Source organism: Peptostreptococcus porci, assembly GCF_009695815.1.
In the GTDB taxonomy this organism is placed as follows: Bacteria; Bacillota; Clostridia; order Peptostreptococcales; family Peptostreptococcaceae; genus Peptostreptococcus; species Peptostreptococcus porci.
Window position 1 is genome coordinate 99,122 of record NZ_VUNE01000001.1, and the last position, 26,238, is coordinate 125,359.

Below are 26,238 nucleotides of genomic sequence, written 5' to 3' on the forward strand. Positions count from 1 at the left end.
AAATAACATTGTTGAATAATGTGGTTATTTCAGAGGGGGTTATGAAGGATAGTATGTTGAATGGAGTTAATATTGAGGATAATAGTAATGATATTAAGGAAAAATCAAAAAATACCGAAAACAATGATTTAATGCTTTTTATGTTAATATCATTTTTAATACCATTTATAATGGCAATACCACTTTATCTTGCAAAAGAAAAAGGGCTAGATACAAGTATATATCCATCTTTACAGATGTTTATACCAGCATTTGCAGTTATGTATATATTATTCAAAAATAAATATATAAAAAAAGATAGCAATATGTTCAGTTTTATGATTTTATATATAATATGTGTTGTAATACTATGTATAACTGCAATATTGTATCCATTTGTAGGAGAGAGTATATCGTTTATTACAAATATAGTGATGATATTGTCATCTATAGTTGGAATATCATATATTTGGGTGATGGATAAACATCTGAAAGAAAAAGCAGGGATTTCATTAGATTCAAGAAAAAAAGTATTGATTGTCTCTTTGATATTTATAACACTGTTTTTTTCTAGATTTTTGATAGCATTCTTAATAGAAAAAAATTCTATTAAAGAAATCATATCAGAATTTGGTGTTGGCAAAATATTTGCTTTATTATCGTTAATACCATCATTTTTCCTAGTATATATGCCATTCTTTGGTGAGGAGTACGGATGGAGATACTATCTTCAACCAGTATTACAGAAAAAATTTGGGATGGTAAAAGGGGTAATCCTTTTAGGCGTAATTTGGGGACTATGGCATCTTCCACTTAATATATTGTTTTACTCGGATGGTAAGACTTGGATGTTTAGTGTTTGTATTCAGATTATTTTTTGCATTGGAATGTCTGTATTATTTTCATTTGCATATGGATACACCAAATCAATATGGTCTGTAGTAATTATGCATTTTCTAAATAATAGTCTTGTAGGTGTTTTTTCAAACTCAATAGAAAATCAGTCATATGACGTAGAGAGAATAATTGCCACTATAGTAGTAGTTGTTTTGACTCAGCTTTGGTTTGTATTTAGTAAATATGTGAGAAATGAAAACTTCAGGATGCCAACAATATACGAAAGATTTAATAGTTAATTTAAAAATAAGTGTATCGACCTCAGAAATCATAACTGAGGTCGATATTTTTGTATAAACAAAAGTGATTGAGCAAAATTTATCTATTCTTATTTTTATATTATCCATATCATAAAAAATATTAATATGAAGAACAATTGACGACAATAAAATATCATAAAGCGACATTTATGGTAGTAATTATTGTTATGTCAATTTTTGTGATTTTATTAATTATGTTATGTGGCGTTTTTGTTATTTAGGTTGGTATAAAAAAGTATATGTTTGTGGTATAATAAATCTCAGAGAATAGACTGAAAGGAGCGGTTTATGGATTTTTTTAGAACGCTACATTCTTATGGCAGTGACGAGTATATTGTGGAAAAATCAAAGTTTATCGGTCATGCGAAGCCAGTTCAAACAGAGGAAGAAGCGAGGATGTTTGTGGAAGAAATAAAGCAAAAATATAAAGATGCTACGCACAATGTTTGGGCATATACAATCGGTCAAAACATGAATATTCAACGATATAGTGACGATGGCGAGCCTCAGGGTACTGCGGGAATACCGACTTTGGAGTTGATAAAAAAGGAAGATTTACGAAATGTAGTAGTTGTTGTTACTAGATATTTTGGTGGTATTAAACTAGGTGCAGGAGGGCTTGTAAGGGCATATACAAAAGGTGCAAAACTTGGTTTGGATGCTGCTAAAATCGTTGAAAAAAGACCTTTTGTAAGCGTTGAAATAGAGATTGAATATACGTTATTGGGTAAAATACAAAATGAGTTATCTAATAATAATTATTTTGTGAAAGAGATAGAGTATGCTGATAAGGTAAAGATTAATGTTTTCTGTGAATCGGAAAAAACAGAGGGCTTAAATAAAATGATATTAGAATTGACAAATGCAAATGCGAAGGTATCATTTGGGGATGAGTTTTACTTGTCTGTTGTAGATGGAAGAATTATTTAAAGGAGAGTAGATATGTTGACTAGAAGAGAAAAAATCGAAAAAACTGTTGATTGGATAAGAGAAAAGGTAAGGGAAGCCAATTGTAAGGGGGCTGTAGTTGGTGTATCAGGAGGTATTGACTCAGCTGTAGTGGCATATTTGCTAAAGATGGCATTTCCAGATAATTCTTTGGGCGTAATAATGAATATTAAGTCAAATCCTCAAGATAGGTTAGATGCTCTAAAGGTTATTGAAGGCTGTGGAATCGAACATATCGAATTGACTTTGGATGAGCCACAAGGAATTATTCTTGATGCTGTGTGTGGGCAATTGAAGGAAAAGGGGCTATTCATAGAGGGGAACGAGAAGATAACTGATGCAAATTTGAGAGCAAGAGTTAGAATGTCGACTGTGTATGCTGTTGCCAACAATCAAGGTTATTTGGTTGCCGGTACTGACAATGCCGCTGAAATATTAACGGGTTACTTTACAAAATATGGAGATGGTGGTGTAGATTTTTTACCGATTGCCAATCTTACAAAGGCGGAGGTATATGAATGGGCAAAAGAGCTTGGAGTACATGAAGATGTAATTAAAAAGGCTCCTTCTGCGGGACTATGGGAAGGTCAGACCGATGAAAATGAAATGGGAACTACCTACAACTATATAGACATGGTTGTTGAAGGAAGAAGAGATGAAGTTCCTAAAAAAGACTTGGAGATAATCGACAGACTAAATAGAATTAGTGAACATAAGAGAGTTCCAGCGCCAAAGCCGCCAGTATTTTAGATATAGTCTGAAATTTGTATTTAAAAAATTTATGCTACAGCATCAAATCTATGACTGAATGGACTTCCTTAAAGTTGATTTTTAAATCCAACTTTTTGGGGGCACTATAATATATTGATATGAGCTGTAGCATATTTTATTTATTGAAAATTACGGATATATAGCATTTTGTGTTTATGGTAAATTTTTCATAAACTCACTCATCATACATACACCATCTGCTCCTGTTTTTAGTATCTGATTTGTATTTTCATGTGTTATTCCACCTATTGCATAAACTGGTATATCTATAGTGTCACAAATTTCACTCAAAAACTTCAAGCCTTTTCCGGGTAGTCCTTTTTTGCAATCAGTATCAAAAATATGGCCTGCAATTATATATGTACACCCTAGCTTTTGAGCTTCTAGGGCTTCTTCAACACTATGACAGGAGGCTCCAATAATTGAAAATTTATCTTTGCCTTCGATTGATAGTTTTTTTAATATATGTAGTGGTAGGTGTATTGCGTTGCTATTTATTTCAATTGCAATATCTATAAATGAATGGAGTATACATCTGACTTCATTTTTTTTACATATTTTCATTACATCAATTGCAAGCATTTTATATTCTTCTTTGGTAAGATCTTTTTCTCGAAGAATTATGGCAGATGGCTTTTTGGATGCTATTTTTTCAATTTGCGTCAAAAAATCATTACCACATAGCTTTCTGTTTGTTACACAAATTATTTCATAATTAAATTTTAGCTTTTCGTCAGATTTATTATTAGTTGTATTGTTGAAAATCTCTTTTATCATTTGATGCCCCCTAATGCTTATAGATATTTAACCTTATGACTATTTATAAATACTTAACACCCTGTATATTATATATTTCATATTTTTATACATAAACATAGTCATTCAATACAGGCTGGAGACCTTTTTCTGACATATCATTATACATGGATTCAAAGCTTCTTGAATCGTTTATTTCAAATTGCTCATCTCCACATTCTTGTTCGTTGCAAGTATTTTCTTTATTATTGCTATATTTAGATTCATGATCTCCTATTCCAGTTGAAACTCCGGCAGATACTTTTGTGGCGGCAATTTTTACTATTCCATCTCTAAATTCTGCACTTTCTCTTGATGATACTGTTATTCCGACGAAAGGCAGAAAAATTCTATATGCACAGATAATTTGGCATAATTGTCTTTCTCCAACGTCCAGAGGATTTATTTTGTCATTATTGATGATCGGTCTAAGCCTAGGGCATGAAAGTGACATTTCGGCATGGGGATATTTTCTCTGGAGATAATAAACGTGTAGGGCAGTCGCCAATGCATCCTTTCTGAAATCTGACAATCCAAGAAGAGCAGAAAAACCAACACCTCTCATACCTCCCATAAGTGCTCGTTCCTGTGAATCGAACCTATAAGGCCAAACTCTTTTGTGTCCGAAAAGGTGAAGCTTTTCATAGTTTTTATCATCATATGTCTCTTGGAATACTGTAACATAGTCAGCACCGCATTCGTGTAGATATTTATATTCGTCGGTGTTTACAGGATATATTTCAAGACCTACCATTTTAAAGTATTTTCTGGCTAGCTTGCAGGCTTCTCCAATGTATACTACATCACTGTGTGAACGACTTTCTCCAGTTAATATCAATATTTCTTCCATTCCAGATTGAGAAATGATCTGCATCTCGTGTTCGATTTGATTTAGATCAAGCTTCATTCTTTTGATCTGATTGTAGCAGTTGAATCCGCAGTATACGCAGTAATTTTCACAATAATTAGCGATATACAAAGGTGTAAATAAATAAACGGTGTTGCCGAAATGCTTGCTAGTTTCAAGCTTTGCTTTATGAGCCATCTTCTCGATAAATGGTTCTGCAGCCGGTGATATTAGGGCTTTGAAATTTTCAATAGTACAGGTATTGCTATCAAGTGCAATTCTTACATCCTTTGCAGTATACTTACTGTAGTCATAGTTTTCCATGTGATTGATGACATTTTTACAAATATCCGATTCAATAATTTCCATATCGTCTAGGTACTCCATATGATTTCTTCTACTAGAAGGATCAGATTCCAGTTTATGCTTTTTTTCTAAAGCTGATTTTGAAAGCTTTTCTGAATCGATAAAATAATTATTTTCCATTTTTAAACCCCCCTAATCTCTAAGAAACCCTGTCAGAGGATCCGATGACGAACTACCACGAGATAATACTCTTCCCAGTCCTGATAAATATGCCATTCTTCCTGCTTCTATAGCTTGCTTAAATGCCGAAGCCATCAGTGGTAGGTTTCCGGCAGTAGCCAGTGCTGTGTTTGCCATGATTGCTGCAGCTCCCATTTCCATTGCTTCACAGGCCTGTGATGGCTTTCCAATACCAGCGTCAACTATTATTGGAAGATCGATTTCATCAATTAAAATTTGAATGAACTCTCTTGTTGAAAGTCCTTTGTTTGAACCAATAGGGGATGCCAATGGCATTATTGAAGCTGCTCCGGCATTTAGCATATCTCGGGCAGAATTTAAATCAGGGTACATATACGGCATTACCACAAAGCCTTCCCTTGCAAGTATCTCTGTCGCCTTTGCTGTTTCATAATTATCTGGAAGTAGATATTTTGTATCTCTCATTATTTCGACCTTTACGAAATCTCCACATCCGAGTTCTCTTGCTAATCTAGCAATTCTGACGGCTTCATCTGCATTTCTAGCTCCAGAAGTGTTGGGAAGAAGCGTGATATTTTTCGGTATATAATCCAGTATATTTTCTTGTTCCTTTGAATTTGCACGTCTAACTGCCAATGTTATCATTTCAGCACAGGCATCTCTTATGGCTGATTCTATTAATTTCATAGAATATTTTCCAGAGCCTAGAATGAATCTTGAGTTAAACTCGTGCCCACCTATTACTAACTTGTCTTCTTTCATAAATTGATACCTTCTTTCATATAAAATAAATCGAATATTTTCTTGTACTTTGGCTATATATGCCTACAAATCAAATTCTTCGGCAATTATTCTTAAAACTGTGAGAGCTTGATGTGCGGCACATATCATAACTCTTGGTGATACAAGCCCAATGGAATTTTTGACATCACTGACTCCATCGCCAGAAATATATAATTTCTTTGTGATTTTTCTTGTGATGATTTCGTTTGGACTTCCAATACCTGCCATCCCAGAAGCTGCAACCAAATATTTATCCGGCATATGAGTGAGTACCTCATTTGCTATCATCGCTTTTGTTTCTGCAACATCAACGGCTTCACATACTATGTCGGCACCAAGCAAGAGCTCTTCTAGATTATCCTCATCAATTTTTGTGTTTTTTATTTCCAATGATATATATGGTGCTATTTCACGCAGGTTATTAGAAAGTGCAGTCGTTTTTTGCTCTCCAACCTGATTGGCTTTGTACTGTTGTCTGTGAAGATTTGTTATATCTACAATATCGAAGTCTATTAGAATCAATTTTCCAATGCCAGCTCTTGCAAGTGAAATTGCGATATTAGAGCCTAGACCGCCAAGTCCACATATTGCGACCGTCGATTTTGAAAATTTTTCGTTTAATGATTTTCCATGCCTTATTTCAAGAGCTTTTGTCCAATCTGATCTAGATGGAATCATTTAACCACCTCCAACAAAATTTACGATTTCCAAACTATCGCCATCCTGTAAAACGATTTCTCCATACATTGATTTAATTACTATTTCTCCGTTTCTTTCAATGGCTATTCGCTTTGGATTGTATTCAGTTGAAGAAAGGTACTCAGAAATAGTTTGACCGGAAGCTTCCATTTCTATTCCGTTGATTTTTACCATGTTCTACCTCCCAACAAAAAAGGGAATCTCCAATTTGGAAATTCCCCGTATTATTAAATCTCAATAGTATGACTTCCTACGGCGGCATTATCCGCATCAGGTAAAGGGTCGAAGTTGGATTACTTCCTCTCAGCCTGCAAGCACAAGCTCCCCTGTATTTATTTGTCATGTCCATTATACATTAATTGTCGACACAATTCAATACCAATAGTTAATTCATTGGATAGAATGGAGTGATATTAAAAGAATTTTTTTTCATATTCTTCAATTTTATCAATATTTTTTAGTGTAACATCAATGCTGTCTTGCCCATTTATCAGTCTTTCTTTCCACATATCGGAAATTTTAAAAGGAACTGATTTACCATTATATTTTATGATTTGGTTTTCCAGATCAATAGTTACCTCGATTTCTGGAGAAAGGCTTGATAATTCTTTTCTATATTCTTCTGACAGAATAATTGGCAAATGTCCGTTATTTAGCCAATTATTATAGAAAATATCAGAGTATCCGCCTGCGATTATTACATGAAATCCGTAGTCCTGCAAAGCCCAAGCTGCATGTTCTCTACTTGAACCACATCCAAAATTATCGCCAGTTATCAGTATTGTAGCATTTTTATATTGGTCTTTGTTGATGCTGAAGTCGGTGTTTATAGTTCTGTCTTCATTATATCTCCATGGATCAAAAGCGTAATCTCCAAAGCCAGTTTTCGAAACACTTTTTAAATAATTCTTTGGTATTATTATATCTGTGTCTATGTTGTCGTTCATGATTGGAACGGTAGTACCTGTATAGGTTGTGAACTTTTTCATTTATTTTGCCTCCTCATGCCAGTTTTCATTTCTAATATCGACAAAATGACCGACTATTGCAGCAGCTGCAGCCATTGCTGGACTTGCAAGGTGAGTTCTGGAGTTTTTTCCTTGTCTGCCTTCAAAATTTCTGTTGGAAGTCGACGCACAATGCTCATATTCAGGAATCAGGTCTGGATTCATTCCTAGACATGAGGAACATCCAGGTTCTCTCCACTCAAAGCCGGCATCTAAAAATATTTTGTCCAATCCGTTTGCTTCAGCCTCTTTCATTGCCATTTTAGATCCGGGAACTATTACTGCTGACACATTTTCATTTACTTTTTTGCCCTTGACTATTTCTGCCACTATTTCCAAATCAGAATATCTGGAATTTGTACAAGATCCTATAAATACGTGTTTAATAGGTATTTTTGTTATTTTGTCATTTGGTGCAAGTCCCATATAGTCATATGCCTTTTTATAGTTGTCATCTATAATATGGGGTAGATTTTCATCTATTGCTATTCCCATACCAGGATTTGTACCCCATGTTATCTGAGGTTTTATTTTTGTTGCATCAATATGAATAATCTTGTCAAATGCTGATTCATCGTCTGTATAAAGTGAGCACCAATCTGATATTCTAGCAGTGGAAATATCTTTATTATTCTTTTTAAGTTGTTCTTTTACATATTCGAATGTTACTTCGTCAGGTTTTACCAAACCAACTTTTGCACCAGCCTCGATCGACATATTACAAAGAGTCATTCTCTCATCCATCGACATTTTTTCGATAGTTTCTCCAAAAAATTCAATTGCATATCCACTTCCTACTGAAACACCATACTTTGAAAGTATATATAGAATTATATCCTTTGCATAAACTCTATGTGACAATTCTCCTGTAACCTTAATGCCCAAGTTTTTTAATTTTTTTTGCCAAAGAGTCTGTGTAGCAAAGACGTGTTCTACTTCAGATGTTCCGATACCGAAGGCTAGTGCGCCAAAAGCACCATGTGTTGCAGTATGTGAGTCACCACAAACAATTGTCATGCCAGGCTGAGTAATTCCTAACTCTGGTCCTATTACATGGACAATTCCATTTCTATCATCAAACATATTTGCCAAATCAATTCCATATTTATTGCAATTATCTTCAAGTGTGGTAAGCTGAATTTTAGATAATTCATCAGTTACATTAAATCTATCTTCCTTTATTGTAGGGGTGTTGTGATCCATAGTTGCGAAAGTTCTCTGGGGGCATCTTACCGTTCTATTTGATGTTTCAAGCCCATAAAATGCCTGTGGAGAAGTTACCTCATGGATATAGTGCATATCTATGTATAATAGCTGCAATTCGCCAGCATCACCAGCTATTACGTGTTTTTTCCATAATTTATCATATAAAGTATTACTCATTTTTTACCTCTTTTCATAGCCTAATTTCTCGATAAGTTTTTCCGTAAATTCCGTTGTAGTTAAGTAATTTTCTTTTTTTAGGTCACAAGTAACAAGACCGTCAGAGATCATTTCATCTACACAATTTTCAATATCTTTGGCAATGTAATCAAGTCCGAAAGAATGTCTTATCATCATTGACAGAGATAGTATTGTTGCGATTGGGTTTGCAATATTTTTGTTTGCGATATCAGGTGCAGAGCCATGAGCAGGTTCGTACAGATTTGGACCATCTAAACTAAAGCTGGCGGATGCGAGTACACCAAGTGATCCACCTAATACACTCGCTTCATCGCTAAGAATATCTCCAAATAGGTTCTCTGTAACTATGACATCGAATCTATTTGGGTTTGTTATCAGTGCCATAGACATGGCATCGACGTACATATGATCGACTTCTACCTCAGGATATTCATTAGATATTTCAATTACAATTTTTCTCCAAAGCTTTGAAGTTGCTAGAACATTTGCCTTATCGACTGAAGTAAGCTTATTGTTTCTAGTCTTTGCCAACTCAAAAGCGTATCTGACTATTTTTTCGATTTCATTTTTTGTATATGTTATACTGTCTAGGGCTGATTCTTCTAAAAGGCGTCTTGGTTCTCCAAAGTATGCGCCACCAGTCAGCTCTCTAACTATTACTAAATCCGTACCACTTATTATTTCTTCTTTTATTGGAGAGTGGGTACTAAGCGACTTGTTTACAGAAAGTGGTCTCACATTTGCGAATACCTCAAGATGCTTTCTCAGTTGGAGAAGTCCTTGCTCCGGTCTTACTTTTTCATTATCCCATTTAGGACCACCGACGGCGCCAAGTAGCACAGCGTCACAATTTGATATTTTTGTTTTCAATTCTTCTGGGAATGGATGCCCCATTTCATCAATAGCACTTCCTCCAAAGGGAAAGTACTCTATTTCATAATCAAAATCATATTTTTTTCCAACAAATTCCAATACATCTACTGCAGATTTTATGATTTCTGGACCAATTCCATCTCCCGGTAGACAAATTATTTTTTTCATAATACACTCCTTATAAACCTAGCTTATTGATGCCTTGTACATATGCTTCTATTGATGCCTGAATTATGTCATTTGACAATCCATAAGTGCTTATAGATTTGTTGTCATATTTCATTTTAACCTTTGCCTCGCCCTTTGCATCGCTCTTGTCAGAAATTGCAGAAACATTAAAATCTAACAACGTTATTGTCTTATTAATAATTTTATTTATAGCCTTGTACGATGCGTCTACAGGACCATTTCCTTCAGCGCTTTCAACATAGTCTTGTCCATTTCTAGTCAATGTAACTGTAACAACATTCTTATTGTCAACGTTATTGGCATGATAGCTTTTTAAATGATAGTTGTCATTGTTTACTTCTATTTCGTTCACAATATTTATAATATCTTCAACTGTTACATATTTCTTAGTATCTGTTAATTTTTTAAACTTTTTAAAATAATCATTAATATTTTCTTCAGGAACGTTAATTTTGTTTGACTCAAGGAATTTTTTAAATGCGTGCCTTCCAGAATGTTTTCCCAATACAAGATTATCGTGCTGAGGAATACCAATTCTTGATGGGTCCATAATTTCGTATGTTGCCCTATTTTTTATTACACCATCTTGATGTATTCCGGATTCGTGCAAAAAGCAGTTTGTTCCTATTATTGATTTTGTTGGAGATATATCTACATTCGAAATTGAAGAAACTAATTTCGATGTCGGGTAGATTTCTTCAGTTACAATATTTGTTTTGGCATTGTAGTAATCGCTTCTTGAATCAATTGCCATAACGACTTCTTCAAGTGCTGAATTACCAGCTCTTTCCCCCAATCCATTAATAGTACATTCAACTTGTGTAGCCCCTGCAAAAACTCCAGTCAATGCGTTCGATACTGCCAATCCCAAATCATCATGACAATGTAGGGAAATATCGACGTTTTCAATACCCTTCGTGTTTTCTTTTATGTACTCGATCAACTCAAAATACTCATGAGGTTGGGAAAAACCGACGGTATCAGGTATGTTGATTACTGTTGCGCCAGCCTCAATTACGGCAGAAAAAATTCGTACCAAAAATTCCTTATCAGTACGAGTAGCGTCTTCAGCAGAAAACTGAATATCATCTATAAATGTTTTTGCATATTTTACCATTTCAACAGCGTGATTCAAGCATTCATCTTGGGTCATGTTTAGTTTGTTTTCAAGATGTATGTCACTTGTTGCTATAAAAGTGTGAATTCTTGGATGCTTGGCATTTTTTAAGGCCTCAGCAGCTCTTTCAATATCAGATTTTTTTGCTCTTGCCAAAGAACACACTATTGGTTTTGTAACTGATTCAGCCACTTTTTTGACTGCTTCGAAGTCTCCCTCAGAAGCAAATGCAAATCCAGCTTCGATGATATCTACTCCTAACTTTTCGAGCTGTTTTGCTATTTTCACTTTATCATCTATATTCATACTAACTTTTGGCGTTTGTTCTCCATCTCTTAGCGTTGTGTCAAAAATTTTAATTGTTTTCATATTTAATCCTCCTTTGTGCATATATTTAATACAAAAACCATGAACTACATAATAATATAACGAAAAAACATATTATTAATGAGGTATGAAAAGTATAGTAACATGTTATTAAAATAAAGTCAATAGAAAATTAGGAAAAATCAGAAAATTATTTCAATAATTTTATTTGTCCATTTTATATACGGATAAATAGATGGAATTTTTAGAATATTAAAAAGGTATCATGTGTTTGAGACAAGCTTTTCGTTTTAATGGTAAATTACACATATTTACTTATTATTGTCAATATGTTAAAATAGTATGGGAAAAAATCAAATCAAGTGATTATAATTATATATAGGTTATTTAATAAAAAATAGTATTAAGGAGTGTTATTTTATGGGACGTATTCATAATATAGAAGCTAGAAAAGGAAAACAAGATGCTGCGAGATCAAATGTGTTTACAAAACACGCAAGGGCGATTTCTGTTGCTGCCAGACAAGGTGGAGGAGATCCAGAGTATAATGCAGCACTGAAAACTGCAATTGTTAAGGCAAAAGCAGACAATATGCCGAATGACAATATTGACAGAGCAATAAAAAAAGGTATTGGTGGTGGCGAAGGAGATAACTTCGAGCCGATTGTATATGAAGGCTACGGACCAGGTGGAGTGGCTGTAATCGTGGAAACATTGACTGATAATAAGAACAGAACAGCTGGAAATGTTAGATATTACTTTGATAAAAATAATGGTAATTTGGGAACTCAAGGCTGTGTATCTTTTATGTTTGATAGAAAGGGTCAGATATTTATCTCAAATGAAGATGCTGAGGAAGATAAATTGATGGAAGATTCATTGGAATTAGGAGCAGAGGATTTTATTCCAGATGAAGACGGTTTTGAGATAATTACTGCTCCAGAAGACTTTAATACAGTTAGAGACGGATTGGAAGAAAAGGGATACAAGTTTATATTTGCAGATGTGAAGCTAATACCACAAACTACTTCTGTTTTGGAGGAAGAGGGTCAGATAAAGTCTATGGAAAAACTTCTAGATGTACTGGAAGCAGACGACGATGTTCAAAATGTTCATCACAATTGGGAATTTTAGGTGAACAATATGGAAAATATCGGAGTTGAATTTGAAGTTAGAAAAAAATCCGTAGAGGGTTACGAAATAGGTACATTTTTCTTTAACTATAGGGAGTTAGAGGAAAATGGAGAAAAAGTAATCGAGGTTGATGTTTATAAAGTGAGCGATACTGTAATACTTTATATAAAAACATATAGAGCGCCGTATATTCCAGAAGCATCTGCAGTTGAGATGTGTGAGGCTTTGTACGAAGAATTTTATTTGGAAAGTGAAGACTAATAAGATTCAGAAAAGGCTGAATGGAATGTATATAGGGGAAGTCTAGAAGGTCAATCTAGCAATTTGGTTAATCTATAAAGTAATATATGAATATGGAATTAAGAATAATAGCTATTTTGATATATAGGTACTGTTCTTAATTCTTTTTTATAATACTTAAAATTAATGTAAAAATATTGTTCTAAAAGAGGTGTTTTATGGGGAGAAATAGGAAAAAGAAAAATTCAGCTTTTGCTACACTGATACTTATGTTAATAGGAGGGTTTGTAGGCTTATTTGCAGGAAAATACTTGGGAAAAATGATAGCTTCAACAAGCCTGACAAATAGTTTCGGATTAGATATTGCAATATTTGCAATAGTTACGATAATAGTGGTTTATTCGCAGATTATTATTCATGAGCTAGGTCATAGGATATTTGGTTTGTTTACAGGATATAAATTTCTTTCGTTTAGAGTAGGAAATATTACGCTTATTAGAAAGGAAAATGGATATAAGTTGGCTAGTTTTTCTTTTCCGGGAACGGCTGGTCAATGCATAATGTCTCCTGAAAGACTAGATGACGATATGCCTTTTGTTCTGTATAATTTGGGTGGAGGTTTAATTAATTTATTTGCTGCAGCAATATCGTTATTATTTTTGAATTTATTTCCGAATATGCACGTACTTTTAACGATATTTTTGAGTGAAACAATTTTTTTGGGAGTGTTTTTTGCTATAATAAATTTATTCCCTCTAAATTTTGGTATATCAAATGATGGATACAATATAATGACGATGATTAGGAATAAGAAATCGAGAAAATGTTTTTTTATGCAGTTAAAGCTGATGGAGTATTTGACGTTGGATAAGAGAGTTAGAGATATACCGAATGAATTGATTGAAATGCCATCAGATAGTGAGCTGAATAATGTTATGGGTGCTGCGAATGCAGTATTGTATTGTGGAAAATTGATGGATGAACAAAGGTTTGATGAAGCAAAAGAAAAAATTGATTATTTGCTGGAATCAGATTTCAATATCATAAATGTTCATAGAGAAGTAATTAAAGCTGACAGGATTTACTTGGAGCTGATATCGGAAAATCCTTCAATGGAGCTGGTGAAAGAGTTATATGATAAAGATTTGAAGAAAATGATGAAGGCATTAAAAAACAATATCTCAACGCCAAGATTTAACTATGCAGTTGAACTACTTTATAATGAGAATATAGAGAAGGCAAAGCTTGCTATTTCTAATTTTAATAAAATAAAGAGCAAATATCCTTATGCAGGAGAAATAAAATCGGAAACTGAGCTTTTAGAAATTGCAAAAAATAAATATGAAGAAACATCTATTAATAATATCCGAGAGCATAATGACATATATTAAGTTATTGTAAGTACATATTAATACAAAAATATGATATGTATTGATACAATAAAATTATTTATAAAAATTCATTGATTATTAAAAGGAGGAAAATGATGAATATAGGAGATAAAGCAATAGACTTTACATTGGAAGACAAGGATGGAAATAAGGTAAGTCTTTCTGATTTTAGAGGTAAAAAGGTAGTATTGTATTTTTATCCAAAGGACAATACTCCTGGATGCACAAAACAGGCTTGCAATTTTAGAGACAACTATCCGCATTTTGTGGAGAAAGGGGCAGTAGTAATAGGAATTAGCAAGGATGGTTTGAAGTCGCATACTAATTTTGCGGCTAAGCATGAGCTGCCATTTATTTTATTGTCAGACCCAGATATAGAAGTTATCCAAAAATACGGTATTTGGAAAGAGAAAAAGATGTACGGAAAAACTTTCCTTGGAGTAGTTAGAACTACGTTTTTGATAGATGAAGAAGGAACTATAGTAGATATTATGGATGGAAAAAGGCTAAAGGCTTCAACCAATGCAGAAGATATATTGAACGGTGACTTTTTGAAGTAGATTTTTAAGATATCAACTATCGGGGTAGATTGATACAGCTGGAAATTTTTTATTATCCACTTTTTTTACATCACTGAAATATAAAAATATAACCCTCTAGTATTAGAAAAATAGTCTATTACTAGAGGGTATTTTAGTTTTTTTGTTAATTTGTATCAGTTTTTTGAGCATATAAAAGATAGTTTAATGTATTTTGCACAATAAAAAATCCAATATATGAATATAGTTTGATTAAAGAGTACCTTCCATCATCAATCGGTTTTCTAGCAGCAAAAGTCATACCAGATTCAAATAAAAATGCGGATAGGAAATGAATTCCTATTATTATCAACATAGAAACTATAAATGTGAAAATTCTTTTTTTATAACCCAAATACTCAACTGTAAAAAAACAAGAAATGACTATATTTGATATTATTATAAGTATAAGTACCAATTTGTTAAACGCCACATAGTTAATCAGTATGTTTAAAAATAGATACAAAAATGTAGTCACTGATATGAATATTTTACCATTCCTCATATTATCCCCCTCATAAAAAATCTAAAATACTTATTGTAAGAATCGATTTCCCCCTACTAATTAATTTTATTTGAAATATCACAATTGGTCAAGATGGTAAGTTATTACATTTATTCGGTAATTTATTACATACTCATATATTTTATAAGGAACATATGATATACTTTTAATTAAGATAAATATGTAGATACTACCACTGGTTTTATCGGACTTAAATAGTTTTAAATATTAGATAAGGGGTGAATGCATATGGATAAAGCATTTTTAAAAGAACTCTTTTTAATAGTAATATTTCTTAATATTGTGATATTAATTGTTAATAAGATTATTCCGAAAGAAAAGAAGATAAATAATATGATTAATATCGCTATAAAAATCATTGCTTTATTGCTTGTTTGTGTATATGCATACTTTAGACTTATGAAATGATATACTAAGATATATCAGAATATTAAAAATTAATATATAATTAGATAATAATCTATATTTGGTATGGGAGGTAATTTTATGGCAATATATAAATGTAGAGTTTGCAATATGGTTTTTGACGAGGAAAAAGAAGGTAAAAAATTATCGGACCTAGATAAATGTCCAGTCTGTAAGCAGGATATTTCCAAATTTGAGCTTGTGGAAGAATCCAATATGGAAGCATCTGATATTCAGGAAAATGTTTACTCGTATGATCATGAGTTATCATATGATCCTAAGTACGTCAGAGTTGATAAAAATGACAGATATATGGCAGAAATTCATCAGATGGCTATTTCTGGAAAATCGATCGATGGTGCGATGGGGACTCAAATGAAGCTGCCAAGCTGGGATGACATACTATTTATGGGTGCGCAGTTAAACCCACCACCAATGAATGACGAGGATTTTGTTGAAACAAAAACAGTGATAGGTAAAAATGCAAAAAAACCAATGGTAATAGAGACTCCAGTGTATATTTCTCATATGTCATTTGGTGCATTATCAAAAGAGGTAAAAATTGCTTTATCAAAGGGCAGTTCAATGGCAAAGACTGCGATGTGCAGTGGTGAGGGTGGCATTCTTCAAGATGAAAAAGAATCTGCATATAAGTATATATTTGAATATATCCCAAACAAATATAGTGTTACAGATGAAAATCTAAAATCTTCAGATGCTATAGAAATAAAAATTGGTCAGGGGACTAAGCCTGGGATGGGTGGGCATCTTCCTGGCGAAAAAGTAACTCCTGAGATTGCTGCTATCAGAGGAAAAAAAGCAGGAGAAGATATTCAGAGTCCAAGTAAATTTCCAGAAATTAACAGTAAAGAAGACTTAAAGGAAATGGTTGATATGCTTAGAGAAAAATCTGGAGGCAGACCGATTGGAATAAAAATTGCAGCAGGAAGAATAGAGGATGATCTGGAGCATTGTGTTTTTGCAGAACCAGATTTTATAACGATTGATGGAAGAGGTGGTGCGACAGGCTCCAGTCCATTTTTATTAAGAGAATCGACTTCTGTTCCAACAATATATGCACTTTCCCGAGCCAGAAAGTATTTGGATTCAATAAACTCAGATATTAGCTTGGTAATTACTGGCGGATTGAGAGTGTCTGGTGATTTTGCAAAAGCAATTGCTATGGGAGCAGATGCCGTTGCTATTGCAACATCAGGCTTGATTGCTGCCGCGTGTCAGCAGTATAGAATATGCGGGAGTGGAAACTGTCCTGTAGGTGTTGCAACTCAGGATCCAGAATTGAGAAAGCGACTAAATATTGATGTAGCAGCACAGAGAGTGGCAAATTTTTTAAATGTTTCGAATGAGGAATTAAGAATGTTTGCAAGAATTACTGGTCATAATTCAATTCATGGTATTGATATTAATGATTTGATAACTACAGATAGCGATATTGCCATGTATACGGGGATAAGACACGCTGGTCAAAGGTTACAAGGCTCTAGTATTTAATTAAATTAGTGAGTAAAAATAGTCAACTCCTGTGTTTTATCGTGGGGGTTGATTATTTTGCTTATATTAAGATATAATTTAATGAAGGTTTAGATTTAAAAAAAATAATTAATAGATTGGTGATAATAATGGACTTTGATGTAACGAATATGGATTTAAGTAAGGTTATGGATTTATTTGAGAATAATAAATTAGATCCAGATAATGTAGATAAGATGATGGAAGAGCTTGTTAAGGCTATAGAATATCATTCTGAAAAATATTATAAGGAAGATAATCCCGAGATAAGTGATATGGAATTTGATGAACTAATGAGAATTTTGATATTTTTGGAGGACAAATTTCCAGCACTTAAGAGGAAGGATACACCATCCTCAAGAGTTGGTGGTGCTGCTCTTGAAAAATTTGAACAGCATACTCATGAAGTACCAATGTTGAGCTTGGGAAATGTATTTTCAGAAGGAGAATTGAGAGATTTTGACAGGCGAGTTAGAGAGGGTTGCTCTGGAAAGGTCGAGTATGTTGTAGAATTTAAGATAGATGGATTGTCTGTAGGGCTTACATATGAGGATGGATATTTCACTTTGGGGGCGACTAGAGGCGATGGGTATGTAGGCGAAAACGTGACGGAAAATTTAAAGACTGTTAAGACAATACCTATGAGAATAGAAGAAAAGAAAAAAATGATTGTCAGAGGTGAGGTGTATATTTCAAAGCAAGATTTTGAAAATATCAATAGATATCAGGAGGAGCATGATTTGCAAATCTATGCAAATCCTAGAAATTTGGCTGCGGGCTCACTTAGACAGCTAGATTCAAAATTGACGGCGAAAAGGCCATTGGATATATTCGTTTTTAACCTTGAAAATGCTGAGGCTTTGGGATTAAAAAACCATAGTGAATCATTCGAATATATGAGTAAGCAAGGTATAAAAATAAATGAGAATTTCAGAGTTTTCGATAGTATTGATGATGTTGTAAAGCACATAGAACACTGGACCGAAAATAGAGGGACACTTGGGTATGAAATCGATGGAATGGTAATAAAGGTAAATTCTTTTGCACAAAGGGATGAACTAGGATTTACTGCAAAAAGTCCTAGATGGGCGACAGCATATAAATTTCCAGCGGAAAAGAAAAAAACAAAATTATTAGATATACAGATAGAGGTTGGAAGAACTGGTACGATAACTCCGACTGCAATTTTGGAGCCTGTAAGGTTGGCTGGTACGACAGTTAGTAGAGCAACTCTGCATAACGAGGATTATATCAATGAAAGAGATATTAGGATTGGTGATACGGTAATCGTTCAAAAGGCAGGTGAAATAATTCCACAGGTTATACAAGTATTTACTGAGGACAGAGATGGCAGTGAAGTAAAATTCAAGATGCCAGATAAATGCCCTGTCTGTGGAGAGGAAACAGTTAGATTAGAAGGTGAGGCGGCAGTTAAGTGTATTAATATTTCTTGTCCGGCTCAAATTAGGAGAGGCATTATTCATTTTGTATCTAGGGATGCTATGAATATAGATGGTATGGGTGAGTCAATAATAACAACTCTTCTTGATAATGGCATTATAAACGACATTTCTGATTTGTATTATATGGATTTTGAAAAAATTGTGACTTTGGACAGAATGGGAGAAAAATCTGTTTCCAATTTAATGAATGCGATAGAAAAGTCAAAGGCAAATGAATTGTGGAGATTAATCAACGGCTTGGGAATAAAGTTCGTAGGTGTAAAGGGTGCCAAATTGTTAGCCAATAGATTTAGCAACATGGATGAGATAATAAATGCCAAATTTGAAGATTTGATAGAGATAGACGAATTTGGAGAGATAATGTCTGACAGTGTTGTTAAATTTTTTGATGAGGATAGAAATCTTAGAACGATTGAGAAATTGAGAGACGCTGGTTTAAACTTTGAATCTAATGCAAACAAATATTCAGAGGTTGCAAAAATATTCGAAGGAATGAAGATAGTATTGACTGGAACACTTCCAAGTCTAAAGCGTAATGATGCAAAAGAAATGATAGAGGCAAGAGGTGGAAAGGCGACGTCAAGTGTTAGCAAATCGACTACATTTGTTCTTGCTGGAGAAGAAGCTGGATCAAAGCTGGATAAGGCTGTTTCACTTGGAATAAAAGTCATAGATGAAGATAAGTTTAATGAAATTATCAATTATGAGTCTAAAGAAGATGTCTTGGAGGGATTAAAATAATGGAAGATACTTGTTGTAATGAAGCAAAAAATGTTGTTGAAGTGAGCAATGATACAGACGATTGTAGATTGAGATTTGATGGAAGAAAGAGCGATGAAATCAGAAATGTAAGTATCACTAGAAATTTCACAAAATATGCTCAGGGTTCTGTTCTGATAGAGATGGGAAATACAAAGGTCATCTGTACAGCCTTTGTGGATGATGCTGTACCACCATTTATAAAAGGAACTGGAAGCGGTTGGATAAGTGCAGAATATTCTATGATACCGAGTGCGACTCTTACAAGAAAGAAAAGAGATGTAAATAAAGGCAGGGTTGATGGAAGAAGCCAAGAGATACAGAGATTGATAGGTAGATCTATTAGATCGGTTGTAGATTTGGAAAAATTGGGAGAGAGAACAATTTGGATTGACTGTGATGTGATACAAGCAGATGGAGGAACTAGAACTGCCTCAATCACTGGTGCATTTGTGGCTTTGGCAGATGCTCTTTATACTCTATATAAAAAAGGTGAGCTGAAAAAAATGCCAGTGAGCTCACTTCTTTCAGCAGTCAGTGTTGGCGTAGTTGATGGAGAGGTTTTGTTGGATGTTTGTTATGAGGAAGATTCCTGCGCAGAGGTTGACACAAATGTCGTTATGAATAATAGAGGAGAATTTATTGAGATACAGGGAACCGGAGAAGAAAGACCTTTTTCAAAAAAAGAGCTTGAAATTATTTTAGATTACGCAGAAAAGGGTAATAGAGAATTAATGAGACTTCAAAGAGCTGTGTTGGGAGAAGTTGCCGATAGCATAATAGGATGTGAATATGAAAGAGAGGCGATAATAGCCACTGGAAATATGCACAAATTGGAAGAGATAAGGACGATGGTTTCGGATTTGGATTTTGAAATAAAATCCCTAAAAGACGTCGGATTACAGGATATCGAGATAGTAGAAAATGGAAAGACCTTTGAACACAATGCATTGATAAAGGCTAGGACGATTGCGAGGGCCACTGGAAAGATTTCAATTGGAGACGACAGTGGCATAGAAGTTGATGCATTGGGAAAACGACCTGGAATATTCTCGGCGAGATATGCTGGAGAAAATGCAACTGATGAAGAAAATAGAAAAAAGATGTTTTCAGAGCTGGAAGGAGTTCCATTTGAAAAAAGAACTGCCAGATTCGTTTGTGTGATAGCAGTCGTGTTTCCTGATGGAAAGGAAATGCTTTCAAGAGGAATAGTCGAAGGAAAAATAGATTTTGAGGAAAAAGGTGAAAATGGATTTGGATACGACTGTATGTTCATTCCAGAAGGGCATGAAAAAACCTTTGGTGAATTATCTTCAGAAATAAAGAATTCAATGAGTCATAGATCTAGAGCGTTGGAGGATATGAAGACAAAATTAAAAGCTATTTTGGACGAAAGAACTATCTAGTTTTCAAATCAACTTATTAATTTGTATAACTTGAAAATTGGGAAAAAATAAAAATGAGGTAGAAAAGAAGTATGAAGGTGATTATTTTATCGGACACACATGGATCAAAGAAAAATATGGATAATATCATTCCGACGATAAAAGAAAGTATTGATTTAATAATTCATGCAGGTGATCATTTTAAAGATTCTGTTTATTTATCTGAGAAAAGTGGAAAACCCGTTATAGCCGTAGCGGGAAATTGTGACTATGAAAATGTCGAAGATGAAGTAGAGTTTGAGATTGAAAATGTAAGGTTTTTCCTAACTCATGGTCATAGGCATAGAGTTAAGTATGATCTTGGTATTTTAGCTGAGCACGCCAAAGAAAAAGGCGCTGACATCGCAGTATTCGGACATACACATATAAAAGCAAATGAGGTTGTGTCTGGTGTGCAAATTCTAAATCCAGGAAGTTTATCTCAGCCTAGAGATGGACTATACGGAAGCTATGTGATAATGGAAATAGAAAATGGCTCATATTCGTTTGAATATTTTAACGTCAAAGTATTAAGCTTAATTTAAATTTTTTGTGATACTATATGTACATATTTCACTAAAATGCGTGCATTTGAACATATTTTGTAGTATAATCATTATGTTAAAGTGTGCAAAGTTGCATAGATGATATAAGTACAAAATTGATTATACAGGGAGGATTTTATGAAATCAGAATTAATTAAAAAAGAAGGATATTCTGTTACATTTGAAATGGCTATTGATGCCGTTGAATTTGACAAAGCTATAGATAAGGCTTACAACAAAACTAAATCTAGATATAATATTGCAGGGTTCAGAAAAGGTAAGGCTCCTAGAAAAATAATAGAACTAAATTATGGAAAGGGAGTTTTCTTCAATGATGCATTGGATATTTTACTACCAGAGGTATATCCAGTAGCAGTTGAAGAATTGAAGCTTGAAGTTGTTTCACAGCCGGATATAGACATAAAAGAAATTAAAGATGATGGTGGATTAGTTCTAGCAGTAATGGTAGATGTGAAGCCTGAATTTACTATAGAAAACTACTTTGGAGTTGATGTAGAAAAGGTAGATAGCACTGTTACTGATGAAATGATCGACGAGGAGCTTAATGCACTTCTTGAAAAGCAATCGAGAATGGTAACTGTAGAGTCACCAGTAGAAAATGGTAATGTCGCAGTAATTGATTTTGCTGGAACACTTGATGGAGTGCCTTTTGAAGGTGGTACATCTGAAGGGTATTCACTTGAGGTTGGATCTGGAACATTCATACCAGGTTTTGAAGAACAATTGGTTGGAAAGTCAACTGGAGATGAATTCGATGTAAATGTGACATTCCCAGAAGATTATCCAGCTGAAGAATTAGCTGGAAAGCCTGTTGTATTCAAGGTTAAGATAAATGAAGTAAAGGTTAAGGAGCTTCCTGAACTAGATGATTCATTTGCTCAAGATACTACTGAATTTGAATCTTTGGAAGAATTAAAAAATGATATAAGAACAAAGAAGCAAGAAGAGGCAGATCAGAACGCCAAGTCTGAAATGAGAAATAAAGTAGTTGAAAAAGTTGCAGAAGGTGTTGAGATAGATATACCAAATTCTATGGTTGAGGCACAATTGGATAGACAGTTACAAGATATAAATATGCAATTAAGCTATCAAGGCTGGTCACTAGAAAAATTTGCTGAATTATCTGGTCAGTCAATTGAAGATATAAGAGAAGCAAGAAGAGACGAAGCAAAGGCTATGGTTAAGCATGCTCTAATAGTTGAAAAGATTGTTGAGCTTGAAAAGGTTGAAGCTACTGACGAAGATATTGAAAAAGATTTAGAAAACTTTGCAAAAATGTATCAGATAGAAATTGATAAAATAAAATCTTCTATAGGAGATGCAGAAAAAGAAAATATTGCTGACAGAATCAGAACTGAAAAAGCAGTCGATTTATTGTTAGAAAAAGCAAACTTAATATAGTGAAATGAGGACCACAATATTTCTTGTGGTCTTTACTAAAATAAAATGAGGAGGTAGAAATATGGCATTAGTTCCTTATGTAATAGAGCAAGACGGTAGAGGTGAAAGGTCATATGATATTTATTCAAGACTACTAAAAGATAGAATTATTTTCTTGGGTGATGAAGTGAATGATGTCACTGCTAGCTTGGTCGTGGCTCAGTTGCTATTTTTAGAGGCAGATGATCCAGACAAAGATATACACCTGTATATAAATTCTCCTGGTGGAAGTGTAACTGCTGGTCTTGCTATTTATGATACTATGCAGTATATCAAGGCGGATGTAAATACGATATGTATTGGTATGGCGGCATCTATGGGCGCATTTCTTTTGGCGGCTGGAGCAAAGGGAAAGAGATTTGCTCTTCCTAACAGTACAATCATGATACATCAACCTCTTGGTGGATCTAGGGGTCAGGCTACAGATGTAGAAATACATACTAGATATTTACTTGAAACTAAAGAAAAGTTAAACAAAATATTGTCAGAAAGAACTGGAAAACCTATCGAAGTTGTAAAGGAAAATACGGAACGTGATAACTTTATGACTGCAGAAGAAGCCATGAATTTTGGCTTGATTGATGAAGTAATAGAAAACAGAAAATAGTAGTATTTTCGTAGGAGGTGAAATTATTGCCAAAACAAGATGACAACAAACAATATAAGTGCTCTTTTTGCGGAAAAAGCCAAGATCAAGTTAAGAGAATAATAGCAGGTCCTGGTGTATATATCTGTGATGAGTGCGTGGATTTGTGTGGTGAAATAATTAAAGAAGAAATAGATGAAAATGCAGAATTGCAAGCTGGTAATTTGCCTAAACCAAAGGAAATGATGGAAATACTAGACGATTATGTTATTGGGCAGAGTAAGGCTAAAAAAGCACTTTCTGTCGCAGTCTACAATCACTACAAGAGAATTTATTCTGCCAAGGGTAAAAAGAGTGATGTAGAGCTTCAAAAGAGTAATATACTTCTTTTGGGTCCAACAGGTTCTGGTAAGACTCTGTTAGCACAGACTTTGGCAAAGATACTAAATGTACCATTTGCAATAGCGGATGCCACTACATTAACTGAGGCAGGGTATGTTGGAGAAGATGTAGAGAATATTGTATTGAAATTGGTTCAGGCTGCAGATTTTGATATAGAAAGAGCTCAAAAGGGTATAATCTATATTGATGAAATAGATAAAATATCAAGAAAATCTGAAAATCCTTCAATTACTAGAGATGTCAGTGGAGAAGGTGTTCAACAGGCATTGCTTAAGATATTAGAGGGTACTGTTGCTAATGTTCCTCCAGCAGGAGGTAGAAAACATCCACATCAAGAATTTTTAAAGGTTGATACAACTGATATATTGTTTATTCTTGGTGGAGCGTTTGATGGTATAGAAAAGATCATTAAGAGAAGAGGAAATCAGAAGGTTTTAGGCTTTGGAGCAAAAATAGAGAGCAAGGCTGATATTGATTTGGGAAAACTGTATTCAAAAGTTATTCCTGACGATTTACTAAAATTTGGTATGATTCCAGAGTTTGTAGGTAGAATTCCTGTTATTGCTACCTTAGAATTATTGGATGAAGAATCGTTGGTCAGAATACTTACAGAGCCAAAAAATTCTCTTGTCAAGCAGTATTCAAAGCTATTTGAATATGATGATGTGAAAATCGAATTCGATGAGGGTGCATTGCGCTCAATAGCTCAGAAGGCAATTGAAAGGAATACTGGTGCCAGAGGTCTAAGAAGTATCGTTGAACATTCTTTGATGGAAACAATGTTTGAGGTTCCTTCGATAGACAATATTGAAAAAGTTATTGTGACTAAGGGCAGTATCGAAAACGAAGATGAAAAACCACTCATTATCTATAAAGATGTGAGAGATATAGTTAATGATACACCAATTGGTGGATAGTGAAACAAAAAACGGCAAACTCATATAAGAGTAAGCCGTTTTTTTAATGTCATTATATATCGATGTTGTGATGCTGAAATACATCTCAGGATTATTATCGAACTGTGGCATATTGAGTCTTTTTGCCAGAGTTAAAGTGGCTATATCCCAGCCATACAATTGCAAGATATGCAAGAGTTTTCGGCAACATTAGGGCTCCGATTGCCGGAATAAAATCACTTAATAAAACAACTGGTATATAGAATGCAAAGCTTAGAAAAATTAGTAAACTCATATGCTTCAGACCCGTAGTATTTTTTTGCTTGTACGTCCAAATGATCAAGAGTAGTCCAAGTATTGCAAATGGAATGTTTCTATATATACCAAACAAATAATTTCCATCAGCAGTTCCCCAATTGTTTTGAGGTAGTAAGACTAGAATTATTCTAGCAATCGCCAGTATATAGATGGCAAATTTTTTTCTATCGTCAGTATCACCGCTCAAGTTTCTATAGTAATGATAGAATAACACATAGAAGATTGTCATCGTGATACTAGTTACAAATTGCCCCCAAGATAAAGCCACGACGTTTTTCTCAAATCCATTTGCTGTAAAATGAGAAATTATTCGAGGCACCAAATGAAAGGCATCTCCAGCTCCCAGTAGAATTGCCATTATACCAAAAAGCCTTCCTCCTGATTTTTTGTTATTTAATAATTTAATTCCCAATGATATTACAATAAGTAGGTATGCAATATCAAATATACTTTCAAAAACACCCATCTAATCAACTCCTTTAATTATCCAATTAATATATTGGTTATACTTTATCAAAAAAGTTTCTTTGCTAAAATTCTCTTGAAAGGTCCTCTTGATGATATTATGGATTACTGCTTTGATAAAGTTTATTTTTTCGTAATTTATGCCGATATTGTCAATGCAATTTTTTGAATGGTGTTTACATTCCATACCTTGTTTTTTGTAAAACTCAATCCATCTCTTCTCAAGATCCTCATTCCAATAAAGAAATCTGTATTTGTACAGAGTATATCTTCTTTCATCAAAAATTAGTTTGGATATTCTGTCGCCAAATTTTTCCAATGATTGACATAAATCGAAATTCTCATTTTTCAATATTTCAATAAATAGTGAGTGTATATCAGTGGTTTCCTTTAAGAGAATGGTGAAATAACTTTCCTCCAAGTCCTCGAAATATTGATAAAAGCTACCTCTTGAGATATTCAGATTTTCGACAATATCCTTTACACTAGCCTTGTTAAAAGGATTAGAATTGAACTCCTCACGAAGAGCCTCGTAAATTTTCTCCCTTTTTTCAGGTGGTAAATTATAAAATGTATTTTTTGGCATAAGAACCTCTGTCAACAATATTTAATAAAGTATATATGAATTATAAGTGACACGGTGTCATTTGTCAATAGTAGTTTTTTTATAAAAATCAGATAGATTTAATTTTCTTGAAAATGTATTTTCACT

26 protein-coding genes and 1 riboswitch are annotated in these 26,238 nt (G+C 33.9%); of the genes, 14 read left to right on the top strand and 12 right to left on the bottom strand.

Annotated elements, in window-relative coordinates:
* The first annotated feature begins 41 nt into the window (after window positions 1-41).
* The 3 genes from FYJ71_RS00390 (at window position 42) to nadE (ending at window position 2,834) form a co-directional block, all read left to right on the top strand.
* Window positions 42-1,115, top strand: a complete 1,074-nt coding sequence (locus FYJ71_RS00390; RefSeq protein ID WP_154536879.1) for a CPBP family intramembrane glutamic endopeptidase — start codon at window positions 42-44, stop codon at window positions 1,113-1,115.
* A gap of 309 nt (window positions 1,116-1,424) precedes the next feature.
* On the top strand, window positions 1,425-2,066 hold the full coding sequence (locus FYJ71_RS00395; protein WP_154536880.1) for a YigZ family protein: 642 nt from the start codon (window positions 1,425-1,427) through the stop codon (window positions 2,064-2,066).
* Window positions 2,067-2,078: 12 nt separating this feature from the next.
* On the top strand, window positions 2,079-2,834 hold the full coding sequence (nadE, locus tag FYJ71_RS00400; protein WP_154536881.1) for an NAD(+) synthase: 756 nt from the start codon (window positions 2,079-2,081) through the stop codon (window positions 2,832-2,834).
* A gap of 174 nt (window positions 2,835-3,008) precedes the next feature.
* On the opposite strand, the gene FYJ71_RS00405 is transcribed toward nadE, so the two are convergent.
* The 9 genes from FYJ71_RS00405 to FYJ71_RS00445 form a co-directional block, all read right to left on the bottom strand.
* Complete coding sequence (locus FYJ71_RS00405) at window positions 3,009-3,632, bottom strand: thiamine phosphate synthase (RefSeq protein ID WP_154536882.1); 624 nt, start codon at window positions 3,630-3,632, stop codon at window positions 3,009-3,011.
* Window positions 3,633-3,717: 85 nt separating this feature from the next.
* Window positions 3,718-4,983 carry a 2-iminoacetate synthase ThiH gene (gene thiH / locus FYJ71_RS00410; RefSeq protein ID WP_154536883.1) on the bottom strand — a complete coding sequence of 422 codons (1,266 nt, stop codon included), beginning with the start codon at window positions 4,981-4,983 and terminating at the stop codon, window positions 3,718-3,720.
* A 12-nt stretch (window positions 4,984-4,995) separates the two neighbouring features.
* On the bottom strand, window positions 4,996-5,766 hold the full coding sequence (locus tag FYJ71_RS00415; protein ID WP_154536884.1) for a thiazole synthase: 771 nt from the start codon (window positions 5,764-5,766) through the stop codon (window positions 4,996-4,998).
* Between the two features lie 63 nt (window positions 5,767-5,829).
* Window positions 5,830-6,465 carry a thiamine biosynthesis protein ThiF gene (gene thiF, locus FYJ71_RS00420; protein WP_154536885.1) on the bottom strand — a complete coding sequence of 212 codons (636 nt, stop codon included), beginning with the start codon at window positions 6,463-6,465 and terminating at the stop codon, window positions 5,830-5,832.
* Window positions 6,466-6,660 (bottom strand): sulfur carrier protein ThiS, encoded by a 195-nt coding sequence (gene thiS, locus FYJ71_RS00425; RefSeq protein ID WP_154536886.1) that lies wholly within the window; start codon window positions 6,658-6,660, stop codon window positions 6,466-6,468.
* Window positions 6,661-6,716: 56 nt separating this feature from the next.
* Window positions 6,717-6,824: riboswitch (TPP riboswitch) on the bottom strand.
* Between the two features lie 75 nt (window positions 6,825-6,899).
* The gene (gene leuD, locus FYJ71_RS00430; RefSeq protein WP_154536887.1) at window positions 6,900-7,475 is read right to left on the bottom strand and encodes a 3-isopropylmalate dehydratase small subunit; all 576 of its coding nucleotides are present in this window, start codon (window positions 7,473-7,475) and stop codon (window positions 6,900-6,902) included.
* The gene (leuC, locus tag FYJ71_RS00435; RefSeq protein ID WP_154536888.1) at window positions 7,476-8,876 is read right to left on the bottom strand and encodes a 3-isopropylmalate dehydratase large subunit; all 1,401 of its coding nucleotides are present in this window, start codon (window positions 8,874-8,876) and stop codon (window positions 7,476-7,478) included.
* A 3-nt stretch (window positions 8,877-8,879) separates the two neighbouring features.
* On the bottom strand, window positions 8,880-9,938 hold the full coding sequence (leuB, locus tag FYJ71_RS00440; RefSeq protein ID WP_154536889.1) for a 3-isopropylmalate dehydrogenase: 1,059 nt from the start codon (window positions 9,936-9,938) through the stop codon (window positions 8,880-8,882).
* Window positions 9,939-9,948: 10 nt separating this feature from the next.
* On the bottom strand, window positions 9,949-11,445 hold the full coding sequence (locus FYJ71_RS00445) for a 2-isopropylmalate synthase (protein WP_154536890.1): 1,497 nt from the start codon (window positions 11,443-11,445) through the stop codon (window positions 9,949-9,951).
* Window positions 11,446-11,823: 378 nt separating this feature from the next.
* On the opposite strand from FYJ71_RS00445, the gene FYJ71_RS00450 reads away from it, so the two are divergent.
* The 4 genes from FYJ71_RS00450 (at window position 11,824) to bcp (ending at window position 14,728) form a co-directional block, all read left to right on the top strand.
* Window positions 11,824-12,537, top strand: a complete 714-nt coding sequence (locus FYJ71_RS00450) for a YebC/PmpR family DNA-binding transcriptional regulator (protein WP_091994925.1) — start codon at window positions 11,824-11,826, stop codon at window positions 12,535-12,537.
* Window positions 12,538-12,546: 9 nt separating this feature from the next.
* Window positions 12,547-12,798, top strand: a complete 252-nt coding sequence (locus FYJ71_RS00455; protein ID WP_154536891.1) for a hypothetical protein — start codon at window positions 12,547-12,549, stop codon at window positions 12,796-12,798.
* A 197-nt stretch (window positions 12,799-12,995) separates the two neighbouring features.
* A complete protein-coding gene (locus tag FYJ71_RS00460; protein ID WP_154536892.1) occupies window positions 12,996-14,168 on the top strand; it encodes a M50 family metallopeptidase in 1,173 nt (390 codons plus the stop codon).
* Between the two features lie 92 nt (window positions 14,169-14,260).
* Window positions 14,261-14,728: a thioredoxin-dependent thiol peroxidase gene (gene bcp, locus FYJ71_RS00465; RefSeq protein ID WP_154536893.1), complete on the top strand. Its 468-nt coding sequence runs from the start codon at window positions 14,261-14,263 to the stop codon at window positions 14,726-14,728.
* A gap of 145 nt (window positions 14,729-14,873) precedes the next feature.
* On the opposite strand, the gene FYJ71_RS00470 is transcribed toward bcp, so the two are convergent.
* A complete protein-coding gene (locus tag FYJ71_RS00470; RefSeq protein WP_154536894.1) occupies window positions 14,874-15,251 on the bottom strand; it encodes a hypothetical protein in 378 nt (125 codons plus the stop codon).
* 507 nt (window positions 15,252-15,758) lie between these two features.
* Here FYJ71_RS00470 and FYJ71_RS00475 point away from each other — a divergent pair.
* The 7 genes from FYJ71_RS00475 (at window position 15,759) to clpX (ending at window position 24,764) form a co-directional block, all read left to right on the top strand.
* Entirely contained in the window at window positions 15,759-17,189 is a 1,431-nt protein-coding gene (locus tag FYJ71_RS00475; protein ID WP_154536895.1) for a glutamate synthase-related protein, read from the top strand.
* 215 nt (window positions 17,190-17,404) lie between these two features.
* On the top strand, window positions 17,405-19,411 hold the full coding sequence (gene ligA / locus FYJ71_RS00480) for an NAD-dependent DNA ligase LigA (RefSeq protein WP_408634612.1): 2,007 nt from the start codon (window positions 17,405-17,407) through the stop codon (window positions 19,409-19,411).
* Window positions 19,411-20,835 (top strand): ribonuclease PH, encoded by a 1,425-nt coding sequence (gene rph, locus FYJ71_RS00485; RefSeq protein ID WP_154536896.1) that lies wholly within the window; start codon window positions 19,411-19,413, stop codon window positions 20,833-20,835. Before ligA ends, rph begins: the two co-directional genes overlap by 1 nt.
* Before the next feature lie 71 nt (window positions 20,836-20,906).
* The gene (locus FYJ71_RS00490; RefSeq protein WP_154536897.1) at window positions 20,907-21,398 is read left to right on the top strand and encodes a metallophosphoesterase family protein; all 492 of its coding nucleotides are present in this window, start codon (window positions 20,907-20,909) and stop codon (window positions 21,396-21,398) included.
* A 138-nt stretch (window positions 21,399-21,536) separates the two neighbouring features.
* On the top strand, window positions 21,537-22,820 hold the full coding sequence (gene tig, locus FYJ71_RS00495; protein WP_154536898.1) for a trigger factor: 1,284 nt from the start codon (window positions 21,537-21,539) through the stop codon (window positions 22,818-22,820).
* Window positions 22,821-22,881: 61 nt separating this feature from the next.
* Window positions 22,882-23,466, top strand: coding sequence for an ATP-dependent Clp endopeptidase proteolytic subunit ClpP (gene clpP / locus FYJ71_RS00500; RefSeq protein ID WP_154536899.1), 585 nt, complete (start codon window positions 22,882-22,884; stop codon window positions 23,464-23,466).
* A 26-nt stretch (window positions 23,467-23,492) separates the two neighbouring features.
* Complete coding sequence (gene clpX, locus FYJ71_RS00505; RefSeq protein WP_154536900.1) at window positions 23,493-24,764, top strand: ATP-dependent Clp protease ATP-binding subunit ClpX; 1,272 nt, start codon at window positions 23,493-23,495, stop codon at window positions 24,762-24,764.
* A gap of 94 nt (window positions 24,765-24,858) precedes the next feature.
* Here clpX and FYJ71_RS00510 read toward each other — a convergent pair whose 3' ends face one another.
* Together FYJ71_RS00510 and FYJ71_RS00515 are read right to left on the bottom strand one after the other, a co-directional pair.
* The gene (locus FYJ71_RS00510) at window positions 24,859-25,527 is read right to left on the bottom strand and encodes a hypothetical protein (RefSeq protein ID WP_154536901.1); all 669 of its coding nucleotides are present in this window, start codon (window positions 25,525-25,527) and stop codon (window positions 24,859-24,861) included.
* The gene (locus FYJ71_RS00515) at window positions 25,528-26,112 is read right to left on the bottom strand and encodes a TetR/AcrR family transcriptional regulator (RefSeq protein ID WP_154536902.1); all 585 of its coding nucleotides are present in this window, start codon (window positions 26,110-26,112) and stop codon (window positions 25,528-25,530) included.
* Window positions 26,113-26,238: the final 126 nt, after the last annotated feature.

Excerpts from the sequence above, each read along its gene's own strand:
- FYJ71_RS00395 (WP_154536880.1), top strand. The coding sequence starts at position 1,425 with ATGGATTTTTTTAGAACGCTACATTCTTATGGCAGTGACGAGTATATT.
- FYJ71_RS00490 (WP_154536897.1), top strand. The coding sequence starts at position 20,907 with ATGAAGGTGATTATTTTATCGGACACACATGGATCAAAGAAAAATATG.
- thiF (WP_154536885.1), bottom strand. The coding sequence starts at position 6,465 with ATGATTCCATCTAGATCAGATTGGACAAAAGCTCTTGAAATAAGGCAT.
- rph (WP_154536896.1), top strand. The coding sequence starts at position 19,411 with ATGGAAGATACTTGTTGTAATGAAGCAAAAAATGTTGTTGAAGTGAGC.
- thiS (WP_154536886.1), bottom strand. The coding sequence starts at position 6,660 with ATGGTAAAAATCAACGGAATAGAAATGGAAGCTTCCGGTCAAACTATT.
- FYJ71_RS00510 (WP_154536901.1), bottom strand. The coding sequence starts at position 25,527 with ATGGGTGTTTTTGAAAGTATATTTGATATTGCATACCTACTTATTGTA.
- leuC (WP_154536888.1), bottom strand. The coding sequence starts at position 8,876 with ATGAGTAATACTTTATATGATAAATTATGGAAAAAACACGTAATAGCT.
- thiH (WP_154536883.1), bottom strand. The coding sequence starts at position 4,983 with ATGGAAAATAATTATTTTATCGATTCAGAAAAGCTTTCAAAATCAGCT.
- FYJ71_RS00475 (WP_154536895.1), top strand. The coding sequence starts at position 15,759 with ATGGCAATATATAAATGTAGAGTTTGCAATATGGTTTTTGACGAGGAA.
- FYJ71_RS00455 (WP_154536891.1), top strand. The coding sequence starts at position 12,547 with ATGGAAAATATCGGAGTTGAATTTGAAGTTAGAAAAAAATCCGTAGAG.
- bcp (WP_154536893.1), top strand. The coding sequence starts at position 14,261 with ATGATGAATATAGGAGATAAAGCAATAGACTTTACATTGGAAGACAAG.
- nadE (WP_154536881.1), top strand. The coding sequence starts at position 2,079 with ATGTTGACTAGAAGAGAAAAAATCGAAAAAACTGTTGATTGGATAAGA.
- FYJ71_RS00405 (WP_154536882.1), bottom strand. The coding sequence starts at position 3,632 with ATGATAAAAGAGATTTTCAACAATACAACTAATAATAAATCTGACGAA.
- FYJ71_RS00450 (WP_091994925.1), top strand. The coding sequence starts at position 11,824 with ATGGGACGTATTCATAATATAGAAGCTAGAAAAGGAAAACAAGATGCT.
- FYJ71_RS00515 (WP_154536902.1), bottom strand. The coding sequence starts at position 26,112 with ATGCCAAAAAATACATTTTATAATTTACCACCTGAAAAAAGGGAGAAA.
- leuB (WP_154536889.1), bottom strand. The coding sequence starts at position 9,938 with ATGAAAAAAATAATTTGTCTACCGGGAGATGGAATTGGTCCAGAAATC.
- FYJ71_RS00445 (WP_154536890.1), bottom strand. The coding sequence starts at position 11,445 with ATGAAAACAATTAAAATTTTTGACACAACGCTAAGAGATGGAGAACAA.
- FYJ71_RS00470 (WP_154536894.1), bottom strand. The coding sequence starts at position 15,251 with ATGAGGAATGGTAAAATATTCATATCAGTGACTACATTTTTGTATCTA.
- tig (WP_154536898.1), top strand. The coding sequence starts at position 21,537 with ATGAAATCAGAATTAATTAAAAAAGAAGGATATTCTGTTACATTTGAA.
- FYJ71_RS00415 (WP_154536884.1), bottom strand. The coding sequence starts at position 5,766 with ATGAAAGAAGACAAGTTAGTAATAGGTGGGCACGAGTTTAACTCAAGA.
- leuD (WP_154536887.1), bottom strand. The coding sequence starts at position 7,475 with ATGAAAAAGTTCACAACCTATACAGGTACTACCGTTCCAATCATGAAC.
- ligA (WP_408634612.1), top strand. The coding sequence starts at position 17,405 with ATGATGGAAGAGCTTGTTAAGGCTATAGAATATCATTCTGAAAAATAT.
- clpP (WP_154536899.1), top strand. The coding sequence starts at position 22,882 with ATGGCATTAGTTCCTTATGTAATAGAGCAAGACGGTAGAGGTGAAAGG.
- FYJ71_RS00390 (WP_154536879.1), top strand. The coding sequence starts at position 42 with ATGAAGGATAGTATGTTGAATGGAGTTAATATTGAGGATAATAGTAAT.
- FYJ71_RS00460 (WP_154536892.1), top strand. The coding sequence starts at position 12,996 with ATGGGGAGAAATAGGAAAAAGAAAAATTCAGCTTTTGCTACACTGATA.